Origin of the sequence: Vibrio sp. ECSMB14106, assembly GCF_000972265.1 — a bacterium.
Taxonomy (GTDB): Bacteria; Pseudomonadota; Gammaproteobacteria; order Enterobacterales; family Vibrionaceae; genus Vibrio; species Vibrio kanaloae.
Window position 1 is genome coordinate 287600 of the sequence record NZ_LAUM01000003.1, and the last position, 24206, is coordinate 311805.

The 24206-nt window shown below is 45.4% G+C and carries 22 protein-coding genes; 10 read left to right on the forward strand and 12 right to left on the reverse strand.

What is annotated here, in order from left to right; genetic code table 11:
- Positions 1 to 204 precede the first annotated feature (204 nt).
- The 4 genes from WR49_RS03360 to WR49_RS03375 all read right to left on the reverse strand — a co-directional run bounded on the left by WR49_RS03360 (position 205) and on the right by WR49_RS03375 (position 3439).
- Complete coding sequence (locus WR49_RS03360; protein ID WP_017054897.1) at positions 205 to 939, reverse strand: GntR family transcriptional regulator; 735 nt, start codon at positions 937 to 939, stop codon at positions 205 to 207.
- 214 nt (positions 940 to 1153) lie between these two features.
- Entirely contained in the window at positions 1154 to 1840 is a 687-nt protein-coding gene (locus WR49_RS03365) for a DNA-3-methyladenine glycosylase I (RefSeq protein ID WP_046223055.1), read from the reverse strand.
- Positions 1841 to 1977: 137 nt separating this feature from the next.
- Entirely contained in the window at positions 1978 to 2604 is a 627-nt protein-coding gene (locus WR49_RS03370) for an HD domain-containing protein (protein ID WP_046223056.1), read from the reverse strand.
- 175 nt (positions 2605 to 2779) lie between these two features.
- Positions 2780 to 3439 (reverse strand): HAD family hydrolase, encoded by a 660-nt coding sequence (locus WR49_RS03375; protein ID WP_046223057.1) that lies wholly within the window; start codon positions 3437 to 3439, stop codon positions 2780 to 2782.
- Positions 3440 to 3850: 411 nt separating this feature from the next.
- On the opposite strand from WR49_RS03375, the gene WR49_RS03380 reads away from it, so the two are divergent.
- Entirely contained in the window at positions 3851 to 5179 is a 1329-nt protein-coding gene (locus tag WR49_RS03380; protein ID WP_046223058.1) for an anaerobic C4-dicarboxylate transporter, read from the forward strand.
- A 108-nt stretch (positions 5180 to 5287) separates the two neighbouring features.
- Here WR49_RS03380 and WR49_RS03385 read toward each other — a convergent pair whose 3' ends face one another.
- The 3 genes from WR49_RS03385 to WR49_RS03395 form a co-directional block, all read right to left on the reverse strand.
- Positions 5288 to 5611 (reverse strand): DUF4144 domain-containing protein, encoded by a 324-nt coding sequence (locus tag WR49_RS03385; RefSeq protein ID WP_046223059.1) that lies wholly within the window; start codon positions 5609 to 5611, stop codon positions 5288 to 5290.
- Positions 5612 to 5735: 124 nt separating this feature from the next.
- Complete coding sequence (locus WR49_RS03390; RefSeq protein WP_046223060.1) at positions 5736 to 6527, reverse strand: CLCA_X family protein; 792 nt, start codon at positions 6525 to 6527, stop codon at positions 5736 to 5738.
- A gap of 104 nt (positions 6528 to 6631) precedes the next feature.
- A complete protein-coding gene (locus WR49_RS03395) occupies positions 6632 to 7333 on the reverse strand; it encodes a flavin reductase family protein (protein WP_046223061.1) in 702 nt (233 codons plus the stop codon).
- A 201-nt stretch (positions 7334 to 7534) separates the two neighbouring features.
- Here WR49_RS03395 and WR49_RS03405 point away from each other — a divergent pair, with 201 nt between their 5' ends.
- Positions 7535 to 7942, forward strand: a complete 408-nt coding sequence (locus WR49_RS03405) for a hypothetical protein (RefSeq protein WP_017054885.1) — start codon at positions 7535 to 7537, stop codon at positions 7940 to 7942.
- 471 nt (positions 7943 to 8413) lie between these two features.
- On the forward strand, positions 8414 to 9787 hold the full coding sequence (locus WR49_RS03410) for a carbohydrate porin (RefSeq protein WP_046223063.1): 1374 nt from the start codon (positions 8414 to 8416) through the stop codon (positions 9785 to 9787).
- Positions 9788 to 9922: 135 nt separating this feature from the next.
- Here the strand turns inward: WR49_RS03410 and WR49_RS03415 are convergent, their stop codons facing one another.
- Positions 9923 to 10909 carry a LacI family DNA-binding transcriptional regulator gene (locus tag WR49_RS03415; RefSeq protein WP_017054883.1) on the reverse strand — a complete coding sequence of 329 codons (987 nt, stop codon included), beginning with the start codon at positions 10907 to 10909 and terminating at the stop codon, positions 9923 to 9925.
- Between the two features lie 234 nt (positions 10910 to 11143).
- Here WR49_RS03415 and WR49_RS03420 point away from each other — a divergent pair, with 234 nt between their 5' ends.
- The 3 genes from WR49_RS03420 (at position 11144) to WR49_RS03430 (ending at position 15164) form a co-directional block, all read left to right on the forward strand.
- Positions 11144 to 12583, forward strand: coding sequence for a sucrose-specific PTS transporter subunit IIBC (locus WR49_RS03420; protein WP_017054882.1), 1440 nt, complete (start codon positions 11144 to 11146; stop codon positions 12581 to 12583).
- Between the two features lie 179 nt (positions 12584 to 12762).
- Entirely contained in the window at positions 12763 to 13722 is a 960-nt protein-coding gene (locus tag WR49_RS03425; protein WP_046223064.1) for an aminoimidazole riboside kinase, read from the forward strand.
- Positions 13719 to 15164, forward strand: a complete 1446-nt coding sequence (locus tag WR49_RS03430; RefSeq protein ID WP_046223065.1) for a sucrose-6-phosphate hydrolase — start codon at positions 13719 to 13721, stop codon at positions 15162 to 15164. The genes WR49_RS03425 and WR49_RS03430 overlap by 4 nt, the downstream gene beginning before the upstream one ends.
- A 142-nt stretch (positions 15165 to 15306) precedes the next feature.
- On the opposite strand, the gene WR49_RS03435 is transcribed toward WR49_RS03430, so the two are convergent.
- Complete coding sequence (locus WR49_RS03435) at positions 15307 to 16749, reverse strand: N-acylglucosamine 2-epimerase (RefSeq protein ID WP_046223066.1); 1443 nt, start codon at positions 16747 to 16749, stop codon at positions 15307 to 15309.
- A gap of 306 nt (positions 16750 to 17055) precedes the next feature.
- On the opposite strand from WR49_RS03435, the gene WR49_RS03440 reads away from it, so the two are divergent.
- On the forward strand, positions 17056 to 17604 hold the full coding sequence (locus WR49_RS03440) for a DUF2975 domain-containing protein (protein ID WP_046223067.1): 549 nt from the start codon (positions 17056 to 17058) through the stop codon (positions 17602 to 17604).
- Between the two features lie 10 nt (positions 17605 to 17614).
- Positions 17615 to 17848 carry a helix-turn-helix domain-containing protein gene (locus WR49_RS03445; protein WP_046223068.1) on the forward strand — a complete coding sequence of 78 codons (234 nt, stop codon included), beginning with the start codon at positions 17615 to 17617 and terminating at the stop codon, positions 17846 to 17848.
- 77 nt (positions 17849 to 17925) lie between these two features.
- Here the strand turns inward: WR49_RS03445 and WR49_RS03450 are convergent, their stop codons facing one another.
- Positions 17926 to 18573, reverse strand: a complete 648-nt coding sequence (locus tag WR49_RS03450; protein WP_046223069.1) for a glutathione S-transferase family protein — start codon at positions 18571 to 18573, stop codon at positions 17926 to 17928.
- A gap of 98 nt (positions 18574 to 18671) precedes the next feature.
- Here WR49_RS03450 and WR49_RS03455 point away from each other — a divergent pair, with 98 nt between their 5' ends.
- On the forward strand, positions 18672 to 19523 hold the full coding sequence (locus tag WR49_RS03455) for a LysR family transcriptional regulator (RefSeq protein WP_046223070.1): 852 nt from the start codon (positions 18672 to 18674) through the stop codon (positions 19521 to 19523).
- A gap of 18 nt (positions 19524 to 19541) precedes the next feature.
- Here the strand turns inward: WR49_RS03455 and WR49_RS03460 are convergent, their stop codons facing one another.
- A complete protein-coding gene (locus tag WR49_RS03460; RefSeq protein ID WP_046223071.1) occupies positions 19542 to 21329 on the reverse strand; it encodes a sigma-54-dependent Fis family transcriptional regulator in 1788 nt (595 codons plus the stop codon).
- A 327-nt stretch (positions 21330 to 21656) separates the two neighbouring features.
- Here WR49_RS03460 and exaC point away from each other — a divergent pair, with 327 nt between their 5' ends.
- Positions 21657 to 23177 (forward strand): acetaldehyde dehydrogenase ExaC, encoded by a 1521-nt coding sequence (gene exaC, locus WR49_RS03465; RefSeq protein WP_046223072.1) that lies wholly within the window; start codon positions 21657 to 21659, stop codon positions 23175 to 23177.
- 143 nt (positions 23178 to 23320) lie between these two features.
- On the opposite strand, the gene WR49_RS03470 is transcribed toward exaC, so the two are convergent.
- Positions 23321 to 24058 (reverse strand): NUDIX hydrolase, encoded by a 738-nt coding sequence (locus tag WR49_RS03470; RefSeq protein ID WP_046223073.1) that lies wholly within the window; start codon positions 24056 to 24058, stop codon positions 23321 to 23323.
- Positions 24059 to 24206 lie beyond the last annotated feature (148 nt).

Consider the following 24206-nt stretch of genomic DNA (forward strand, 5'->3'; position numbering starts at 1 on the left):
TATAGAATGTTTTGTTGAGGTGGGGCTCCTGTGCTATGTGCTTCTATAGACTTACTCAGGCTAGTAATAGCAAGGCGAACAAGGAAGTTAGGCATGATTTCTAACGATGGAGGAGGGTTTCACGTATAAAAAAGAGAAGTAAACGTTGAGGCTTACTTCTCTCCTGTTTTGTAAACAAAAGTTGTTAATCGCTTGTTGAATCTTCTATGACTTGCTCTTAAGCAGATCAGAGAACACCACATGCAGGTCACTAGAAGCCGTACTGCTGTCTAGGTTGAGTTTAGAACGAATGTGGCTTAGGTGCTCGTGCATCAATTCTACCGCTTGTTGTTCGTTACCAGACTCAATCGCATCCAGTAACCCTGAGTGTTCGTCTAGAGAACAGTTTGAGTGGTTACCTGTTTCGTATTGAGCGATCAGCAGTGATGTTTGCGACACTAAACTGCGTTGGAAAGCGAGCAGAGGTGCGTTTTCTGCCATTTCTGCCAGTTTAATGTGGAACTCACCAGACAATCGTAAACCAGAGCCATAGTCGCCTTGGTCGAAGGCGCAGTTCTCTTTCGCGACCAACTTTCTGCACTCTTCTATCTGTGTTTTGGTCGCGTTTTTCACAGCAAGTTCAGTGATCGCTATCTCCATCACTTCACGTGCTTTAAATATCTGTTTGGCTTCGTCTACTGTGGGGGCTGCAATCACGGCACCTCGGTTAGGGCGGATCACGACAACTTGCTCTAACGAGAGACGTAGCAAGGCACGACGGATGATAGTACGGCTTACACTGAAGATATCTGCTAGCGCTTCTTCGCTTAGTTTTGTGGCCGGTGGCAGCCTTTGTTCTAATATCGCGTCGAAGATATGGCAGTAAACAACATCGTCTTGAGTTTGGCCGGTTACTTTCGTTTTTACACCTTTGGAGACAGAGTTTTTGAGAGCTGTCATAGAGATAAGGGCCCTTGTTTAGTCGAAGAGGGTGGCTCGAGTATATTTCATGAGTGTTACTCTATATTGTATACATTTATCTATACAATGCTACTGAATGAAAGTGCGATACACGCTGGTTTGTTAATGATTTATAACATGTAGTTTGCACAAAGACAGGTGCATATCGAGCAGCATGAGATTGTGTAACAGCGATACGAGGGTGTTTTCGTAACTAAACTCGATTGTCACCACAGCTGTATGCCACGATCTGGCTGATCTCGCTCAGGCTACGTCCTGATTGCTGCTGCCACTCGTTGAAAGCTTTACTTGCCGCGACTTGTGCTCGCTTGGTGTTACGACCGCTATCGATCACATCGGTACTGCGTAGGTGCGCTTCAACGTCCGATGACAAGATGAAGGTATCTTTACCCATTTGGCGCAGAGTGTAGGCACCAGTATTACCACCTAATCGCTTGCCGTGTTTCTTCAGATAATCCCAAAGTTCTGTGATGCGTTCTGAAGGCCAGTCGGCAACCATTTGTGAGAAGGAATCCGCTTCACGCTTGGCGTTGTGAATCATGGTGGCATTGGCAGGGATAGTCATCACCTTAGTCAGGTGGCGAATAATGCGCGGGTCTTGCGCTTTCTGCTCCCACATTTCATTCGGTAGCATCAGCATCTTTTCGATGTCGAATTCAAAGAACACTTCTTCGAATTGCGGCCATTTCTTTCTCACTACATTCCACGAAATACCACACTGGAATACCTTTTCGGTAAAGGCGGCGAGCCAACGGTCGTCGGTGATTTGCGATAGCTCGGCTTGGGAAAGGGGCGCGCGAACAATCTTTTCGAGCTCGGCCGCTCCGCCTTTACGGTGAGCTGCGCGTTGATAAATAGTGTCGAATTTTTCTTGGGTCATTGGAGGTTCCAAATTACATCTGTGTAGCCAATGCTTAATGATATGGGGTCAAACTTGCAGATGAAAAGTAGCCTAAGCTACTTACTGTCTTCAAATCAATTAAACAAAACAGCTAAATAGTTTTAAGCCGCAAGGTGTTATACCTCTGAGGCCAGTTGATCAAGAAAACCGCGCATGTAGTCGGTGCGCTTGTTGGCTTCTAATTTGGCTGATTCTGTATTCATGGTTTCAGCGAGCTTGAACAGCTTCACGTAGAAATGGTCGACGCTGTAATGCTTGTCATCTAAGTCACGCTGCTTCGCGAACGGGTCTTCGTGGTTATAAAGATCTGCGTTAAAACTTTGGCCAACGTATAGGCAGCGAGCAATGCCAATCGCACCGAGAGAGTCTAGGCGATCAGCATCTTGAACAATCTGTGCTTCCAAGGTTTCTGGTGTGATGTTGGCGCTGTAGCTGTGCGTGACAATCGCGTGATGGATCTCATCGAGATAGGGTGCGGGATAGTCGATAGATTTGAGGAAAGAGATCGCCTTGTCTGCCGCCATTTGTGAGCTTTGGGCTCTGTCTGGGTGGTTCTTGGGAAAGGTGAAACAATCATGAAGGTAAGCGGCAGGCAGAACGACCTCAAGCTTCGCCTGTTCTTGAGTACATAAAGCCTTAGCAGTTTTGACTACTCGCTTGATGTGGCTGATGTCGTGCGCTGAATCTTGTGTCATTTCTTGCTGTGCAAAATCAAGCAGTTGGCCTTCAATTTTTTCGTTCACGCGTCCCTTTCCCCACCTTTAGACGTTAGTAATGTTGTTTATCACCTAGCATTTATTTCACATCGACTTTAACAGTTTCAAGCGCGAGTTTTTATCTTTTATAAAAGCAATATCAACAAATAAACCGACTCTGTGAGTCGGCTTAATATTGGTCTTTATTTGATGTGACGTGCTTTTAAGCTGCGGCCTGTTGCAGTTGCTCCAACACATCATGCAGAGAAGGGCTGATCGTGTGACCAAGCGCTTTTACTTCTTCGCAAGGCTCCACTAAATCTGGGATCTGGAAGCTGATCATGTTAGCCGCCATCGATGCGCGAATGCCGTTGTTTGAGTCTTCAAACGCGAGACAGGTTTCAGGAGCTACACCTAAGCGTTCTGCCGCTAGTAAGTAAATCTCTGGGTGAGGCTTACCGTGAGTCACTTCGCAGCCTGTGCTTAACGAGGTGAAGTAAGAATCTAGACCAGCCAACTCAAGCTTCTTCTTTGCGATATCGAGCTGAGTAGAGGTTGCCACCGCGATTGGAATGTTATTCGATTTTAGCCACTCTAGCAGCTCAATCACACCATCTTTTACAGGGATAGCTTGATGCTTAACAATCGCACTGTAGCGCGTGCGCCATTCGTTATTCAGTGCTGGGTAGTCTAGGTTTTCACCGTAGCCATTTCTAAAGATCTGTTCAATGGTTTTTGCGTTGCAACCAATGATGCCTAGATAAACATCCTGCAAAAATGGCACACCTTGCGCGTGACATGCTTCTTCAAAAATTTGCATACAAAGCCGCTCAGTGTCGAGCAGCAGTCCATCCATATCAAAAATAGCGGCTTGAAAATTCATATCCGTGGTTCTTTATGTGTTGTCGTCATCAGGGGGATTATTTTGACATAGTGTCTAGGGATAGGCGAGTCAGCGTTGAGTAATAATCAGAGGAGTTGGCGATGTAATATGCCACTAAATGACTTGGAATGTGATTGATTTCAGTTTAAATAATATCGTTCAGTTATGAATATGGCATTTTATAGGCCATGTTGTTCTAACAGATACAATAATGGTTATCATACATAACAACTATAGGTCTATCGGCTAGATTACTATTACAATTCATAAACTTACAGTCTTGTTAGCGTGACCATTATCTTATAAAAAACAATTAGCGTGAGCCTGAAATAAGAGTGTGATCAAACAATAAGTAAATTGCTGAACTTACCGAGAAAATAGTACTAGTCCATATTTTTCGTAAGGTTGCTTATGTTGTACTTTGAGTTTCTATTTTTATTAGTTGTACTTTATATTGGGTCCCGGTATGGCGGTATTGGCTTAGGTGTTGTTTCTGGTATTGGCTTGGTTATTGAGGTGTTTGTCTTCAAAATGCCACCAACGTCTCCACCTGTCACCGTAATGCTGATTATCCTCGCGGTTGTTACCTGTGCTTCTATTCTTGAAGCGGCTGGTGGCTTGAAATACATGCTGCAAGTAGCCGAAAGGGTGTTAAGGAAGAATCCGAAACGCGTTACCTTGATAGCTCCGTTTGTTACTTACTCGATGACTTTCCTGTTAGGTACTGGCCATGCGGTTTACTCAATCATGCCTATCATTGGTGATGTAGCACTAAAGAACGGTATTCGTCCTGAGCGCCCAATGGCGGCGGCGTCAGTTGCCTCTCAATTGGCCATTACGGCATCGCCAATTTCTGCTGCTGTGGTGTATTACCTTGCGCAACTTTCAGATGTCCAACACTCTATTACTCTGCTTTCTATTCTGTTGGTTACGGTTCCTGCGACATTGTTCGGTACATTCTTGTTATCTTTGTACAGCTTGAAACGCGGTAAAGAACTGAACGACGATCCTGATTATCAAGCGCGCTTGAAAGATCCTGAGTGGAAAAAGCGTATCGAGAGCACTACAGCAACGTCTTTAGATGAAGTGTTGCCAACTTCGGCTCGTAATGCGGTTTTGATTTTCCTACTTTCAATTGTCGTGATTGTTATTGTGGCGATGGTGCCTGAGATCAGAACCATCGTAGACGGCGACAAGCCAATCAAGATGTCAGTGATCATCCAAATGATGATGCTCTGCTTCGGTGGTATCATCTTATTGGCGACCAAAACTGACCCGCGTGATGTGCCAAATGGCGTGGTATTCAAATCCGGTATGGTGGCGGCGATTGCTATCTTCGGTATCGCTTGGATGTCGGATACTTACTTCCAGTACGCAATGCCTCAGTTCAAATCGGGCATCGTGGAAATGGTCACCAACTACCCATGGACGTTCGCGCTAGCGCTATTCATCGTATCGGTTGTGGTGAATTCTCAAGCCGCGACTGCACGTATGATGTTACCTGTCGGCCTTGGTTTAGGGTTAGATCCAGCACTGCTTATCGGCTTGATGCCAGCGGTGTACGGTTACTTCTTTATCCCGAACTACCCATCAGACATCGCAACCGTGAACTTCGATGTGTCTGGCACCACCAAGATTGGTAAGTGGTACTTCAACCATTCATTCATGTCGGTGGGTTTAATCGGTGTCGTCGGCGCATGTTGCTTAGGTTACGCACTGGCTCAGATTTTTATCGCTTAATGTATTAGCGAGGCTATAAACGAAAAACAGCGCCTAATTTGGCGCTGTTTTTGTTTGTACTGTTTGGAAGTTCTGATTGGAACTTAGGTTTCGAATTAATAACCAATATTAACGAGGCTCAAAGGTGAGCGACTGAATCGCTTCTTCAATCGTTAGGAAGTGGATCTTCATTAGGCACACTTCGGCTTTTTGGAACTCGTGATTTCGAATCAGTTTAGTCACGCTTTCAACCGAATACTGGTGTGCTCGTTTCGCTAGAGACAGTTGATTTAAGCTCGATTGAAGTGCGTAGCTGTCACCTTCAGAATCGATGAGGTAATCATCTTCGCCCACGATTATGTCTGAGCATTCTGCCTGAAAATCATTCTCGGATGCGACGTAAATAAGCTCATCATCACCGTCGAGTTTTACCAAAGATGGCCAACTGATCATTACTGCCTCTAATATCATGTGTGTTGAAGTTTGTGTCGACTATAAACGCTTTCGAACCTTTGGTCATGTGCTGTCCAAAATGATTCATCGCTTTGTTTATCCAGAATGTTACTGGCGCAAGGGGCTACTTACTTAAAGATCGTCCTAACGGAGCAAAATAGCCCAGCATCGCATTGTAGATTTCCTCTCGATGTGCGAGATCAGGATAAAGAGGGAACATATCTGGTTTGGTTGTGCCATCGACCAGATACGAGTTTTCGATATCTGAGCAGGATTCTATGGCGGACTCAAAGGCGCGAGCCATCATCTCAGTTGGCAGTGAGAAGTAGCGTGCAGATGTCGCTTTATCAGCAATGACACTTCGAGCCACGTAGTCGTGTTTATCCAGGTTGTTGTCGCTTAGCAGGGTAGCATCGAAGAGAGACATCAAACTCTCGTTTAATGGATGGGGCCGTACTTTTCGATCGTGTAGCCAACAGTCGGTGGCAAATAAGGTGTGTTTTCGTGGGCCAGAGGTATCACTAATTTCAAACGCTTTCTCAGCAATGTAATGGTCAAACGCATGCCAAAATTCGTGGGCGAGCGCGCCAGCTCCTGCGTTCTTGGCGAGTGCTAATTCACGTTGGTTGGGCGCGTAGTGTGCCTGCACGCCTTTTCTGCCGCCACTCCCGAACGCCAAACCTAATGTGCCACGCAGGCCAATCGCTTCTGGTGGCAGAGCCAAGATGTAAGCTAGGTCTGCTAGCGAATCGAATATCAGATTGGCGGCCAGCTCTTTCTCTTCTTTGGTGACCCAAGCGCCCACACGAATGCTGCCCATACCGAAAGTCTGCTTAATGTCCATAAAAGACACCTGGTCGCCATGTCGGTAGTCTGGGCCTTTGCGCGTCTTGTATTTAAAGTGGGTTAACTTCAAAGCAGTCCTTGGAATTGGGTGCAAAGTGCAGGGTTTAAATGCCGTGTCGCCATGTTGTAGGACAACTGGGTTAAGCAGAGAAAGTTAGCACTTTTCGCGGCCAATTACAGAACAAAATGAGTTAGATTGAATTCAAAAGCCTCCCATGAAGTTGGACTGCCTTCTCGTGTCAGCGGAAACAGAGACTTGTCTGGCTTAGCATAGCTTAACCGATGCAGCCTTTGCGTAACATGGTAGCTGTCGAGCCCAGAGATTGTGACTAAATCTAACGCTTCTAAATCAAGGTAGCCATCGGGCATCATGACACGCTTGGGGGCTTGAATCGTAATAACTTCACCAATCAACATTTGTGTTTGATTGCTCTCTATTGATATCTGCTCTTTCAAAACCAAGCCTATTTTAAGAGCACTTTCTAATACGAACGGCGCGGGGAAAATGTCGTCATAGTAAGGAGTGAGCCCGACAGCTTTGAATTCGGATGTCGACTTTGGATAACGAGCCGAGGTTTGATGCGCTTTTTGAACAAAGTCAGCGCCGATGCTGTTAATGGTGAAGTGTCGAGTTTCTAGGATATTCTCTAATGTGTGGCGGCGACTTTCTGCAGGTCGGACTATGAAGCCAAACAAAGGTGGATTCGAACCCATATGAACCACAGAACTCACCACAGCAAGATTTTCTAGCCCTTGTTTATCACAGGTACCAATAAGGTTTGCGCTTTTGAATCCCGATAGGGAATTAATGAAACGAGCACGCTCACGCTGATCCATCGCTTGGATATCTTGTCCTGAAAGGGTCATGTCCTTCATATCTTCTCTTCTTCTCATTTTTGTTTTTCGACGACTTGTTTATCAACTGAACTATATGTACGCAATGCAGCTTTCTAGCGATCAGCTAGTCTTTGCCACTAGGTTCAAACTAGAAAGGTACGAACTCATTCAATTTGTTATTGCAGCGGTTTGCTATTGGGCGATACCATATAGGGCTATTTCTTTGGTAAAGATTTAATTATGTCAGATGAAAAACTCGCACTAGAGTGGATGCGTCAACAAGCTCATAAAGTTGACCCCTACGTTATCGATCCATCTTTTGATGAATGCGTTGAACTACTTGATCCCGCTTTCAAGAAGGGCAAAAGTGTAGCCCAACTAAAATATCTGTTATCAGAAGCGGATCGCAGGGCGGGCGCGGCAGAGCGTAAACATGCAGCCTTAAAGTATGCCAAAGAAAAAAGCCCAAATGCAGGTCAGATCCTGCGTCTGCAAAGCAAGCTTCAACAAGTTCAGTTGGCATTGAAATTGGCGACTGGCGACAACAATATGACCATATCCCAGTTCTGTGCAGAATACGATGTCTCCAAGCGCGACGGCAATACGGCATGGAATGAGAAACTGGTTGAGCAGGGCAAGAGGAAGTAGTCTTTTAAACGCTTTACTCTTCTATAAACTGTCACGTTAGTTAATGTCATACACTTTTCAAAAAACGACCTATTGTTACCAACGAACGCCTTTCTAAAGCCTGAAAAATCGCTTCTCAGGCTTTAATTTTTATAGCCAACCTGTTGCATTTTTTAGCGCCTTTCCTAATTATCGTACTGGATTTCCTCTCTATTTTTCTGAGATAGCTAATGTGCGCGAGACACTATTTTTCGCCCATTAATCAATTTCACTTGTGACAAAGTTATCAGAATTATGTATTTTCGGTAACGTTCCCGAAAGTATCGATCTATCATCCACCCAGATACAAAAAGTGAAGTAATCAACACGACTGATTTCTATTTCTTCTTCGATATAGAGCTTGTACATCAAAAGTATAGGCCTAAATGCGCTTACGAATTATTTTGGGAACGTTTGCAAGTAATCTAAAACAATTAACGTGAGAACATAAGAATGAAATTACACACTTTAGCGGTTGCTGTAACAATGGGGCTAATGACTACATCGGTATTAGCAAGTGAAGACGTTGCAGCATTAGAGCAACGTATTAATGAATTAGAACAAAGGGTTGCACAAACAGAGCAGGTCTCCACCGAGGCCAATGAAAAGGCTTCTTCGTTTGAGTTTCACGGCTATGCTCGCTCTGGGTTATTGATCAACGACGACCTAAACGGCGCGACAGGCACTGGACCTTACATGACGGCGGCTGGTGCCATTGGTGCTCCAATTGGACGCCTTGGTGTTGAAGATGATCATTACGTTGAAGCGAACTTGATTCATAAGCGCTTTGCGGATGATGGCTCTAGTGCCTTATTTCGTATCATGTTAGCCGATAGTACTGAGACAAATAACGAGTGGACTGCCAGCGAAAGCCAGTTGAATGTTCGACAGGTGTATTCAGAGCTGAATCGCCTGAGTATGTTCTCTGAATCCGAAGCGTTTTCTGAAGCAACGTTCTGGGCAGGTAAACGATTCGATCGCGACAATTTTGATATTCACTTTTTCGACTCGGATATTGTCTTCTTATCAGGTACTGGTGCAGGCGTTTACGATGTTCAGATGAGCGACAACTGGAAAGCGAATTTCTCTATTTATGGCCGAGATTTTGGTGAAATTGATAGCTCATCAACAGACGTAGAAAACTACATTGCAACCATGAATAACCGTATTGGCCAATGGCAAGTGATGTTGAGCGGCATGACCTCAGCAGACAACGATAGCCGTTTAAATGGCGCAGCTGAAAACGGTGTACACGCAATGTTTGCGTACCATGGAGACAACTTCTTTGGTGTGAGCGAAGGCTTTTCTAAAACGGGTATGTTAGTGGGTAGCGGCCTTGGTGCAGAGCTAAAAGGCATCGGCTCAAATGGTGATCTACTGGATGATGCAAAAGCCGTTCGCCTGTTTAGCTACGGTGTCACTCGCATTGGCGACAACTGGCGCTTAGCACCTGCATTAATGGCAGAGCATAGCCAAGACCGTCTGAAGAAGAATGACAAATTCACATGGGCTTCTTTAAACGTTCGATTAGCCCAAGAGTTCACTGAGAACTTTGAGATGGTTTACGAAGGTTCATTGCAGTACATGGATTTGGACAACGCGACCGAGCAAGCGAGCGGCGGTTTCTACAAAGCGACAGTTGCACCAACACTGAAGCTTTCAACCAGCACTGGCTTTTTTGACCGACCAGAATTGCGTTTCGCTGTGAGCTATGTGGATTGGAGTGAAGACCTGAATGGTTACTCGATCAGCACTGAAGCAGATGCTGCAACGATGGGAGAGGGCGGCGAGGTTCTGTTTGCACTGCAGATGGAAACTTGGTTCTAATTGCTTGAGATATCGTTTAGATAGAGAGTGTTAATCATGATGTGATCGTCGCATCATCAAATGCCAACCTTATCGTTTCAACTCGAAGGTTGGCATTTTTTTATCTTGGGAGCACTTGATCTCTGAAATAAACCGTTAGCAAGATTCTCTTTCAATGGTGCTAAAAGTCAGCACCATCTTACTCATTTCAAAGCCTTTTTTCTCAATACGGTCGAGCAGAAGCTTAGCTCCATTTTCTCCCGCTTTATCAAACGCATAGTTAAACGTAGACAGCGTTGGTGTGCATACTGAAGCGAGCTCATCGTCACCCACACCGAGCACCAAGACATCCTTTCCTGGAACGAGGCCCGCTTCCTGAATGGCTCTGATCGCACCGATTGCGATACGGTCAGTGGCGCAGAACAGGCCGTCGAGCTGTGTGTGCTCCTTTAGAGACTGTTTAGCCAGTTGGTAACCTGATTCTATGGTGAAGTCGCCGCGGGCGTGAAATTGCAGTGTGAGGTCGTTGAATTGAAGTGATTGAGCGAAGCCTTCTGATCTCATCTTATCAACCGCAATATCATCGCCTTGCACGCCAATAAACCCCATATACTTACAACCTTTCGCGATGAGGCGGTTGCCCGCTTCAAACCCTACGCGATTGTCGTCGTGCACAATACTTGGGATGTTAAACATCGAACCGTCTTGACCAACCAATACCACTGGCACTGCAGAGCTTTGAATGGATTTGACTAATTGGTTGTCGAGGTGGGTTGCGTACAGGATGATGCCTTCAACACGTTTTTGGTTAAATATCTGAATGTATTCAAGTTCTTTATGGTGCGTTTGGTGCGTGCTCGCTAGTAAAACATGCTTGCCCGCTTGCTCTAATACTGCGGTTAAACCATCGACACCTTGAGAGGTGGCGTGGGAAGAAACCCTAGGAACAATCACGCCAACCAGGTTGGTTTTCTGAGACTTTAAGTCTTTAGCGACTTGGTTTGGGAGATAGCCACACTCTTCAACCGCTTTACGCACCTTCACCTTGGTCGCGTCTTTTACGCCATACTCATCATTGATTACTCTTGAAACCGTCGACTTGGAAACTCCAGCGAGACGAGCGACATCATGAAGACTAGCCATTATTCATTATCCAATTGTAATTTTAGTTTTGGGATTGTTTGCAAACAGAGCATCAAATTTACCTGTTATTAGGGGATTTTAACCCTGTCTTCTTATCCTAGGGAGATAATTTAAAGATCATTCTCACAGTATTGAGCCGTTATCTTTGATCATTTGTTATTTCTAAGCAAAAATTTGTTTTGCAAACGTTCCCGAAAATTCAAAAGCTCAAATGATAATCCAATGGGGTATGTAATGAATTATCCAAAAATAGCAAAAGAGCTGCTTTCTCTATTAGGTGGTAAAAGTAATATCACCGCACTTGCACACTGTGCGACTCGTCTGCGTCTTGCAGTAGCAGACCAAGATAAAATTGATGAACAGGCTATTGATAACCTAGAAGGGGTTAAGGGCCAGTTTAAAGTGGCGGGCCAATATCAGATCATCTTTGGTTCAGGTATTGTTAACCAAGTTTATGCTGAGCTGGCTAAGCTGACTGAAATGACGGAAATGTCGACCAACGATGTGGCGTCTGCGGGTGCTGACAACCAAAATATCTTGCAGCGCGCAGTGAAAGGTTTGTCTGATATTTTTGTACCAATCATTCCGGCGATTGTTGCTGGTGGTCTGTTGATGGGTATCTACAACCTGTTGACGGCTCAAGGCTTGTTCATTGATGGCAAATCTCTAATCGACGCTAATCCGGGTTTGACCGACTTAGCAAACATGATCAATACATTTGCTAATGCCCCTTTTGTGTACTTACCTATTTTATTAGCATTTTCAGCGAGTAAGAAGTTTGGTGGTAACCCATACCTTGGCGCGGCTTTAGGTATGTTGATGGTTCACCCAGACCTGCTGAACGGCTGGGGCTTTGGTGGCGCATCAGTATCGGGCAGCATTCCAGTTTGGAACATTCTAGGTTTCGAAATCGAGAAAGTGGGCTATCAAGGTTCAGTGCTGCCCGTTCTTGTCTCTGCGTTTATTCTAGCGAAAGTTGAGCTTGGCCTACGTAAAGTTATTCCTTCGGTTTTGGATAACTTGTTAACGCCACTATTGGCTATTTTTGTGACGGGCCTACTGACATTCACGGTTGTGGGTCCATTCACTCGTGATATCGGCTTCCTACTGGGTGACGGTCTTAACTGGCTATACAACAGTGCTGGCTTCATTGGTGGTGCGGTGTTTGGTTTGATTTATGCGCCGTTTGTTATTACTGGTATGCACCATAGCTTTATCGCGATTGAAACTCAGTTGCTTGCGGATATCGCAACAACTGGTGGTACGTTCATCTTTCCTATCGCGGCGATGTCTAACGTGTCACAAGGTGCAGCGGCATTGGCGGTTGGTTTCATGAGTAAAGATAAGAAAATGAAAGGTATCGCGATTCCTTCTGGTGTGACAGGTTTGCTTGGTATTACTGAACCTGCAATGTTCGGTGTGAACTTGAAGCTTCGCTATCCATTCATTGCTGCGGTTTGTGCAGCTGCGGTTTCAAGCGCGTTTATCACTATGTTCAATGTGAAAGCACAAGCACTGGGTGCTGCTGGTATTCCAGGTATCATCTCAATATCACCAGAAAAAATCGGTTACTACGTAGTCGGCATGATTATCGCGTTCGTGACTGCCTTTGCACTGACCGTTGTTTTAGGTCTGCGCGAGCGTAATAAACAAAACATTAAAGCAACGGCTTAACGTTTCTCCCTAGAAGTGAAGTCCCCCTTATCACTTCATTTCCTAAGCTTTGGGGTGCTAGCTAGGTGATTTGTCTTAGCTAGCCTTTTTATATTTTTACATGACAGCGTGAAGTGCCACATTGCTTTTGGTTGCTACTGCTTTCGATTGTCATGATTTTCAGTTTTAAGGTAAGAAAGATGAATCAAGTTTGGGTAACTGGAGACGCTGTCGTCGACCTCATTCCGGAGACTGACGCGACATTATTGAAATGTCCGGGCGGTGCGCCTGCCAATGTCGCGGTAGCGATTTCTCGCCTTTTAGGCAAAAGCGCATTTTTCGGCCGAGTGGGTAACGATCCGTTTGGCACCTTTATGGAAGTGACTTTGCAAAACGAAGGTGTGAATACCGAACGTTTGGTGAAAGATCCTGAGCAGCGTACGTCAACTGTGGTGGTGGACCTTGATGACCAAGGCGAACGCAGTTTTACGTTTATGGTGAAGCCAAGTGCAGACCAGTTTATGTCTGTGGATGATATTCCCGAGTTTAAGAAAAACGAGTGGCTACACGTCTGCTCAATCTCTTTGGCTAATGAACCAAGCCGAAGCAGCACCTTTGAAGCCATCCGACGCATGAAAGCGGCTGGTGGTTACATCAGCTTCGATCCAAATCTTCGCGATGAAGTGTGGCAAGATCCATCTGAAATCAAGTCTGTGGTAATGAAAGCAGTTGAGTTGGCGGATGTGGTTAAATTCTCTGAAGAAGAGTTGGATTTCTTAACCGGTTCAACTTCGATGGAGCAAGGTTTGTCTCATATTGCAGATCTTAACAACACGCTTGTTCTGGTTACACAGGGCGCGAAAGGCGTTTGGCGAGTATTTGAAAACCAAGGTGTGTTGATTTCAGGTCGCTCAGTGACGCCAGTGGATACTACAGGCGCAGGCGATGCTTTTGTTGGCGGCTTACTTGCAAAGCTTTCTCAACATGATGAGTGGATTAATCAACAAGTCGTTGATTCTGCAATCCAGTGGGCGAATGGGTGTGGTGCTTTGGCAACAACGCAAAAAGGTGCGATGACCGCACTTCCAACGCAAGAGGCTCTCACTCAGTTTGTTCAAAAAGACTCTTCAAATACGAATGCCGTCGAGGAGAGTGTATGAGTTTGAATTCGAACTGGACGGTAGAGCAAAGATATCGTCGTATAGAAGAGATTTCACAAGACAGCATTGATGAGATGGTCAATCTTCGCAAACAAGACGCTGGCTATCCGAGCTACCATATTGCGCCTAAGTTTGGCCTGCTCAATGATCCGAATGGCCTGTGTTTCTTTAATGGTGAACACCACCTATTCTACCAATGGACGCCGGTTGGTCCTGTCCATGGTATGAAGTATTGGTACCACCTTTCTACTAAAGACTTCATTCATTTTGAAGACCACGGCATTGGCCTACACCCAGACCAAGATTACGACTCTCACGGAGTTTATTCTGGTGGTGCATTGGTTGAAAACGACAATGCATTGTTGTTCTTTACGGGCAACAAGCGCGATGAAAATTGGCTGCGAGTACCAACTCAATGTTGTGCCAAGATGTCTGCTGACGGCAAAATAGAAAAGCACGGCGTGGTTATCGAAAACGATCACTACACCGAACATTTCCGCGACCCAAAAGTGTGGAAACAGGGCGACGATTATTTGATGGTTGTGGGTGCTCAAACGCCTCAAGAGACTGGCTCAATGGCACTGTATCGCAGCCGAGACCTGATGAATTGGCAGCATAAAGGTCCAATTCAAACTCGTTACAACAACCTTGGTTATATGTGGGAGTGCCCTGATTTCTTTGAAATAGATAATCAGTCGGTGATGCTATTTTCTCCGCAAGGCGTGTCTAGTGAAAACCCATACGACTTCAAAAATATCTATTCAGTGGCTTACATTTTGGGTGACCGCCTGAACCTAGATACGGCTGAACTGGAAAACCATCAAGACATCGCACAGCCAGATTACGGCTTTGATTTCTACGCACCACAGACTTACTTAGATGATAAAGGCCGTCGCATTTTGATTGCTTGGATTGGTCTGCCTGAGATTGATACACCATCTAATGAGCATCAGTGGGCGGGCATGTTGTCGTTACCACGCGAGCTTCACCTCCAAGATGGCTATCTGGTGCAGTCGGCTTTACCTGAATTGAAAGCGTTGCAAGGCGACGCGGTTGCGGTTGAGGGCGTTCTTGAGTTGGATACAACCAGCTTCATGGTTCAACTTGAAACGGAAACGGACGAGTTTGAGTTAACGCTTGCAAATGCTGCGGGCGATAACATCGTGTTCAGTGCTACAGAAAAGGAGTTCATGCTTGATCGCAGTAAGATGTCTCAGCTCTACGCGGAAGAGTTTGGCTCAGTGAGAAAAGCACCGAGGTTGAGCACCAAGCAAACCATCGAGGTTTATGTTGACAAGTCGGTCATCGAAATCTTCATCAATGGTGGTAAACACACAATGACTAGCCGCTTCTTCATTGATGATTTAAGTATGCTGTCCATCAAAGGTGACGTAAAAACTGTTTATCGTTCAATGAGCCCAATTAAAGGGCTAGACGACTAAACTCAGATTATTTCCATTAAAATTGCCGCTGCTCGACAGCGGCTTTTGTTTGGGTTTGCGATATCACTATTGTGTTAACTCTTTGACCTTTCCATTCCCCATTGCCCTGCATCTCAAGTCCATTTAGAGCAAACAACTAACGCTAAGGTCGAATGTTTTTGAAACTGACCTTCTGCGTTCCATCGTTTAGGTTATCCAACTTAACCACATCCCCATGGTAGTAATACGGTTCCATTGGCATCTCGCTGTTGGTTGGCCTTGCGTAATGTAATACTGTTGGCTTCGCGTCAACTTGCTGAGCGAACAAATAGCCAATCAGTGCATGTTCAAATTGATGGTAGCCGTTGCCCCAATGGAAAGCCTTGGTGCGCTTAGGATCAAGCCCCACGCCGCCGTATTTGTGGTCGACCCAAACATCATGAAAGGTCGGTAGGGTATATTGTAATACGTCTTTCATTGAAGCATCGACCAGCGAAACCGTCATTGCTGCTTGATCAAGCTCGGCCCATTCCCATGATGACGCCCAATTAGTGTTTGGCCTGCTTTGCCAGCCCGTAATCTCTTGTCCTTTCCACGCATTCTGAAGTTCCTCGCCAAAATATTGGGAGACGTTCACGAACTCTTTCTGGTATTGAGCTTGCTCTAAGGTGTGTTTCATCCCTTTGATGCCAAACTCTTTCCATTCAGAGTTATTCAATGTTTGGCCTGTCAGATAAGTCATCCAATACGCTTTGATGGTGTGCCCAAAATCATTGTGATTAGCATTCGGCATCATCGCTGCTTTATCGTGAATTGCACCGTAGAAGCGTTGTTCATCTTCAGAATGGTATTTGTTAATCATGGATTGCGTGAGCCAGGTTAAGTCATCAAGCCATTTTGATTTGACGGGCTCTTTGAGCAGAGGTGCGACGAGCAACAGGTAGCCATTAATTTGATCAAGTTGCGCGACCAGTTCACGCTGTGTGGCTTTGCCATCTTCACCATCGGCAAGCACCCATGCTAGGCCGCTGTTGTCGTTGAGTCGATATTTATCAAAGATAAAAGCTTGTTGGGCGATGAGCGCTTCTTCTACCTTTTTGTCTTGGGTGAGGTAGTAGTACATCGCCAATCCAACTAATGCATACGCCTGATCTTGAGCCGTTCGCTGTTGCCAATCCAATCCTGCTTTACCGTCTTTAGTGAAGCTGATGAAGCCGCCGTTTTGCTTATCTTCTAGCTGATCAATGATGTAGTAGGCTCCTTGCTTGGCAAGCGCTAACGCCTGCTTATCACCAGTAAGGTGATAGAGCCCGCCATAGACATAAGTTTGACGTGACTTCATCCGCGTAAACTCTTTGCCAAAGTGTGGCGTGATCCAGCCTCGATCTAACTCAGAACAAACGTTGGTCACATCAAGTAGTGTCCCATCATCACAGCGGAAAGTGGGGAAGTTGCCTATCGGTTCTCCCTGAGCGCTAGGCATCAACCAGTAAGGTGCCAGCCCTTCAGAAGCATGATTGATCCAGTCTTCTCCAGAGGGAAGGGTGACATTTGCAGATACAGTGAAACTGGCTACGCTGAGTAATGCGATCGTTGCTCGTAACATGATGTTTATCTTAATTATTTGAGTTTCGTTGAATATAAACAATCACATCTGCACATTGTGATTCGGCGATCACAATCGATCAAATGATTAGGAAGTAAATGGAGGTCTGATGAAAATGGATTATTGGGTTGGAGCTTTTAGAACCCGGAGGTTGTCATCTCATTCTATTGATAGAACGCATACTAGATTGACTTTATTTTACTAAACTCAAATCGATATGAAATTATCGTTTATCGATAATTTTTTGTTGATCATCATTCGTTTTGATCTTAATATCCCCTTAGTCAATTCAACAGGAATCTAAGTATGTCCAACATCCAAAAACAAAGCCGACGCGTACGTATGCTATTGCAATCCCTTTTTGTACTTACCCCTATAATGGTGTGTTACTTCTGGCTAACAGTTGAGACTCCCTATGACTTTATTAGTGCGACGGGCATTTTTTATCTTACCTATGACATAGGGTATTTCACGATGTTACCGCTCGCTATGACAACAAGAATCGTTGCTGCGTTCACAAGCTTATTGATGTCGAGCATCCTTATGTACGCACTGATGGTTCTGATACGTTTATTCCGTAACTATGAGCGAGGTGAAATCTTCTCTTTAGAAAACGCAATCTCCTACCAGAAGCTCGGATATAGCCTGTTTTATTGGGTTTTAGGTTCAATTATCTATGGTTCATTGATGTCAGTGATTCTGTCGTTCAATAATCCACCAGGTGAACGTATCTTTGAGATTAGTTTTGTTGGTATGGACTTTTTAACACTGATATTGGGTATAATTATTTTGATCATCTCATGGGTGATGAAAGAAGGTTATATTCTGGCTGACGAACATAGCCAAACCATTTAAAGGACTTGTCATGACTATCCGCATTAATTTAGACATTATGATGGCCAAACGAAAAATGCGATTGAAGATATTGGCAAAAGAAGTTGAGATTACTGAAGCCAACTTATCAGTATTAAAAAATGGTAAAGCCAAAGCGGTAAGGCTATCGACACTCGATAAGCTGTGTGAAGTTTTAGAGTGCCAACCTGGTGATATTTTGGAGTTTGAACCGAATGATCATCAAGACAGCGTTGCTGAAGAATAGCCGGTAAGGAAATCGCTTTCTAATCATCTAATAATGAATGAGTCTCGATGCCCTTATCGAGACTCATTGCTAACTATTTATACAGTCTCGCCTGCCTCGTCCTCTTCAACCACATCGGTTTCTAAGCTTGCCTCTGCCAGCCATTTTTGTATTGATGTGCTGTTAAGCACACGTTGTTGATACCGCGATGCCTTCTCTGAAAGCTTGATGCCATAGGTTTCTAAGCGCAATGCCACAGGTGCAAACATCGCATCGGCAATCGACCATTCACCAAACAACCATCCTTCAGGGTATTGTTCCATTTGCGTTGACCATATTACATCAATACGTGCGATGTCTTTCAGTGCATCTTCACTTAGCGTTAGCTTTCGTTGTGCGCGGCAGTTCATCGGCATCTCATTTCTGACGGCAAAGAACCCGGAGTGCATCTCAGCAGAAATGGCTCGGGCACGAGCGCGCTCTTTGGTGGATTTTGGCCATGCAGCACCGTCTAAGTGGGCGTCGTTAACGTATTCGAGAATGGCCAATGAATCCCACACTGCAACATCACCATCAACTAGGGTTGGAACCTTAGCTGTTGGCGTCACTTTCGCCAGAGTGTCGTAGAAATCAGAGGTGAAAAGCTTGAGCTTAATGACTTCTGGATTCAGGTTGTAGTTGTCGAATATCAGCCATGCGCGCAGTGACCAAGTTGAGTAGTTCTGGTTTCCAATATAAAGCTGCATAGGGGCTTCCTTGCGTTTAGTGAGTGTGCTTTTGAGCTTAGGGGATTGTATTGCGAGGCACTAACGGATAATTTTGATGCAATACATTAATAAAAACGATGGGTGGTGATTTCAATATGGACATTGATGCGTTGCGAGGCTTTCTCGCGTTTGTAGAAACCACTAGCTTTACGCGTGCCGCGAAACAGATTAATCGCACCCAGTCGGCATTCAGCGCTCAGATGCGTAAGTTGGAAGAAGAGCTCAACGTGACTCTTTTCCAAAAAGAAGGGCGAAATTTAATACTGACTGAGGCTGGCTTAGCGCTGCGTTCTCATGCCGAACAGTTGGTCGCCCTCCACAATACCGCGCTAAAGCAAGTAAAGCGTTATGAGGACAAACAACCTCTGCGACTCGGCTGCCCTGAAGACTATAACGACACCATTCTGCCGAAAGTGATTCGCCTGTTACAGCAAGCAGAGCCTACGTGCTCAATCCAAATATTCAGCCTACCCAGCATTACGCTGAGAGAATGGTTGGATGATGGTCGTTTAGATGCCGCGATTGTCACCCGAGCACCCGACAGCGAAGAGGGGCATTGGCTCACCAGTGATATTGGGGTTTGGATTAGTAGCCCTGATTATGCGTTTGATGGTTCCAAGCCAGTTCCATTAGCCTTGTTTCAAACGGACTGTAAATATCACGCTGCAGCAGTGAATGGTTTAACTAAGCAAGGTACGCCTTATCAGTTATTGGCGTGTAGCAATACCGCTTCAGCGCAGCGAGCGATCGTTAAAGCCGGATTAGCCATTGGCGCGATGGGTAAGCTCAGCGTGACTTCAGACTTGAGAATCCTCGATGATATGCCGCCATTGCCTTCGGTCGATATTGTGTTGATATTAGCGAGCAAACATCATCCAGTGTTGGATAAAGAAGTGCTCAATCAACTTGTGGAATTGGATTCTGATTAGCTTAGGTTCCTCTTCCTACTAAAGAATTCCCAAGCTTTTCAGTTTTCGATAAATGGTATTGCGACTGATGCCGAGTATTCGCGAAGTCTTGCTGATGTTGCCTTGGTTTGCTTGATACGTTTGCAATAAGGTTTCTTCAACGGTACTTCTTAAATCGTTATTCGATGTACCTTTTATGGTATTAGGAGTCGTCAGTTGATGCTGATTATCTTGCGCTAGCGATGTTAGATGTTGAGCAAGGTGGCTGGGCACATGCTCAAGTGTGAGTTGGGGTTCATCACTCGCCAGTAAAGCGGCGACCTTGAGTAGATTATCTAATTCGCGGATATTGCCCGGCCAAGCGTAAGCGGACAGTAAGCTCATCAAGTGAGGGCAGATTGTCTGTTCGTCTTCGGCGTATTTACGATGAATGTGCTCGATTAAGGCGTGTTTGTCTTGTCGGTGTTGTAGGCTTGGCAAAGTGAAGGCTAAGCCGTTCAAGCGGTAGTACAAGTCTTGCCTAAACTCACCTGTCGAAACTAACTGTTCTAGATTTTTATGAGTGGCAGCGATGATCTGACAATCGACTTGGTAGCTCTGATTTGAACCCACGGGCACCACTGATTTATCTTGCAGAACATGCAGTAATCGACATTGAGCTTCTAACGGCATGTCGGCGATTTCATCCAAAAATAGAATGCCCTTGTCTGCTTGACGGATCTTGCCTTGGAATCCTTTGTGGCTTGCGCCCGTAAAAGCGCCCGGCGCGTAGCCAAACAGCTCAGATTCGATAAGGTCTTTCGGCAGCGCACCGCAGTTTACCGCCACCAAGGGCGACGATTTACGTTGGCTTTGCTTGTGTAATGCTTTAACAAATTCGCCCTTACCAACCCCTGTTTCTCCTAAGATCAACAAGCTGATCCCTTTGTCGATAACCTTGTTGGCTTGCTGCCAAGCGTGTTCTATCTGTTGTTCACCATGGTGCAAATCACACGATGCTGAAATAGAGCGAGTGCGTTTTGCATTTGGTCGTTTGAGGTGCTGTTTCTCAAACACAAAAGGCGTATCTAATGAGGTTCGGTTAAATAGGGTATCTATGCATTCGCCGACGATCGAGGTTTGATCCAGCAGCTGAGAGGCGACCTGATTGTGCGCGACTACCTCGCCAGCTTCATTGGCTATCACAATTCCTTGCCAACCACTGTGTAGTAAAGATTTCTCACACGCAAGATCGATTCGAGTAGTGCCTTGTGGGATGTGACTCAGTAGTTGGTTCTCAACAAGCTGAACCATATTTTGAACCAGTAATTGGACAGAACTGTCGTGTTGCTGCTGCTCGCTGGTAATGTCTAACACCCCAACCATTTGGCCTTGGTGGTCAAACACCGGGCTTGCTGAACAGCTGATAAACCGATGCTGGTGGATGAAGTGTTGTTCGCCAATGATGGATACTGGTTTCGCTTCAACAATGGCGGTGCCAATCGCGTTAGTACCTTTGAGTTGCTCCTGCCAACAAGCTCCAGAGCTCAGTGCAATTGACGTCAGCTTCTCCTTAAACCTTTCTTGTCCCCAACTTGCCAGAATTACCCCTTCAATGTCCGTCAAAATCAAACGACTGTCAGTGCGTGCAAACATCTGATTAAACAAAGGCAGCGCATTGCATTCGACGATGTTGATTAAGTCAGAAGATTGATGTCGTCGCTGTTTAAGAATCGATTGTGGCAGGCGAATGTCTTCGGGAAGTCGTCTCTGTTTTAGCCCCGCTTCTGTGCTGCGGTGCCAAGAGGACGAAAGCCAATCTGAGGTGTTTGCTTGTTGAAGGTGCATGACTGTTCCATGTCGTAACAGTGAGGGTGTACCAATTTGGAACAGTTGAACACTGGAATGGTTTCCATACGTCCGTTCAATGCCAACTCACTTTGGGTTGTAAACGTTTGGTAATCATAGTTTTACAATTAATTAACAACAAGTTTTGAAGTTCTGGCGTGTGATTTGCGTTGTTAATGTTGTGAAGAAAACATGAAGTATCAGTGTTTTAAACAAAAAGTATAAACATGGGCGTCTTGTCAGGAGTTCTTTTCTCAAGGGGAGCCGCCACAAAAATAAGACAGCTCTAGCTCAATAACGAATATCAAATCGAAGAAGGATCTAACTATGATTTACGCACAGCCGGGTAGTGATAACGCAGTGGTGAACTTTAAAGCACAATACGATAACTTTATCGGTGGTGAGTGGGTTAAGCCTGTTAGCGGCGAGTATTTTGATAACACTTCTCCAGTGAATGGTCAGGTGTATTGCCAAGTGGCGCGCTCAACAGAGGCAGACATTAGCTTGGCACTTGATGCGGCGCATGCTGCTCGTGCTAGTTGGGCGGCGACTAGCGTGACAGATCGCTCCAACATCCTACTTAAAATTGCCGACCGCATTGAAGCGAACCTAGAAGAAATCGCAGTCGCTGAGACGTGGGAAAACGGCAAGCCTGTGCGTGAAACTCTGGCGGCAGATATCCCTTTGGTTGTCGATCACTTCCGTTATTTCGCGGGTTGTATCCGAGCGCAAGAAGGCAGCGCAGCTGAGCTAGATTCAAACACAGCAAGCTACCACTTCCCTGAACCGATTGGTGTCGTAGGGCAGATCATTCCTTGGAACTTCCCGATTTTAATGGCGGCTTGGAAATTGGCTCCTGCACTGGCTGCGGGCTGTTGTGTGGTGATGAAACCCGCCGAGCAAACACCCACATCGATTTTGGTGATGATGGAGAAGATTGCTGATCTTCTACCTGCAGGCGTGGTCAACATCGTGAATGGTTTTGGTAGCGAAGCGGGTCAAGCATTGGCAACCAGTGATCGTTTGGCTAAATTGGCGTTTACTGGCTCAACTGAAGTTGGACACCATATTCTGAAATGTGCGGCTGAAAGTTTGATTCCATCAACGGTTGAGCTGGGTGGTAAGTCTCCAAATATCTACTTCCCTGATATCTTTAACCATGAAGATGAATACCTAGATAAGTGTGTCGAAGGCATGCTGCTTGCGTTCTTCAACCAAGGTGAAGTGTGTACATGTCCATCGCGTGTGCTGATCCATGAATCGGTGTACGACAAGTTCATTGCCAAGGTGATCGAACGTGCTCAAACCATCAAGCAAGGTAACCCGTTAGACACTGATACTCAGGTTGGCGCACAAGCCTCTAAAGAGCAGTTTGATAAGATTCTGAGCTATCTAGAAATAGGCCGTCAAGAGGGCGCTAAAGTGCTAACCGGTGGTGAAATCGCGCAGCAACCAGATGATCTCGGCAACGGTTACTACATTCAGCCAACCATGTTGGAAGGGCACAACAAGATGCGTGTGTTCCAAGAAGAGATCTTCGGCCCAGTTATCGCAGTAACGACGTTTAAAGACGAAGCAGAAGCGCTAGAGATAGCCAATGACACCGAGTATGGCTTGGGTGCAGGCGTGTGGACGCGTGATGCAAACCTAGCGTATCGCATGGGTCGTAACATTGAAGCGGGGCGTATTTGGGTGAACTGTTACCACGCGTATCCAGCACATGCCGCGTTCGGAGGTTATAAGAAATCAGGCATTGGTCGTGAGACACATAAAATGATGCTCGATCACTACCAAAATACTAAGAACCTGCTGATCAGCTATGATACTAATCCGTTAGGCTTCTTCTAATACAGGTTCGTTTTGAAAGTATGAGAATGAATCATAGGTACAAAGAATAACTAACAACTCAGTAGGCTTAATTAAGAACAACAAAAGCTAGAAACCAAAACGCCCAACTCATTTGAGTTGGGCATTTTTATGTTTGAATCGCTCTAGCTTTTCGAAAAGAAGATCTCGGGCTTATGAGTGGGGCCTGAATTACCCTCGAGCTGAGTGAGTTCCAACCCTTGCTTTCCGATCAGAGAACCGACTAATTGGCGGTTAAACGGGTAACTGTCAGGGTTGTTAATGTACTCTTCAACATCAACCCATTTAGCCTCTGCAATTTCATCGGTGTCTTGAATCACAATCTCTTGGGTCTGAGCGATAAGGTGGCAAATAAAGTAGAGGTTCGATTTGCCAAACTGATACGGGTGTCTCGTCGCCATGCCAACCACCGAAACAAATGTGGCTTCGATGCCTGTTTCTTCCAAGGTTTCTCGAACCACAGATTCCTCAATGCCTTCACCCAACTCAATGTGACCGCCAGGTAATTTGTAGCCTGTCATGCCGTGCTCTTTAATCATCAGCACTTGGTTGTGTTCATTGGTGATCAACGCACCCGCGCCTAAGGTGTGAGTCGGAATGAAAGGTACAAACTCGACAATTTCGGATTTATGGATCAGCGTGATTTCGTCTTCTAAGCAGTTGTGAAACACAAAGCTGAGCTCAGTCGCTACAGGAATAAGGTGCGAGAGGGAAATAGGTAAGCTAATCCAAATAATGCCTTTGTTGTTCTGCTTTGAAAATTCGGTGATCTCGCTGAGTTCGGCATTGAATGAGTCAGCATCGTGAGGCGCTGTTGCTGGGTCGATGATGATGCCGTTAAATTTGTCGAGCGTAAATTCCACGGGTGATCCTTTATTGTTTTTGATTTATAGGGAGTCGAGCATAGGTGGAGCTTATAACATCTGTAGGGCTTATGACACCTGCAGAGCTTGTGAGATTTGTTTTGCTTGTGAAGCGGAAGGCTAGAAACAAAAACTGCGCTTGGAAGCC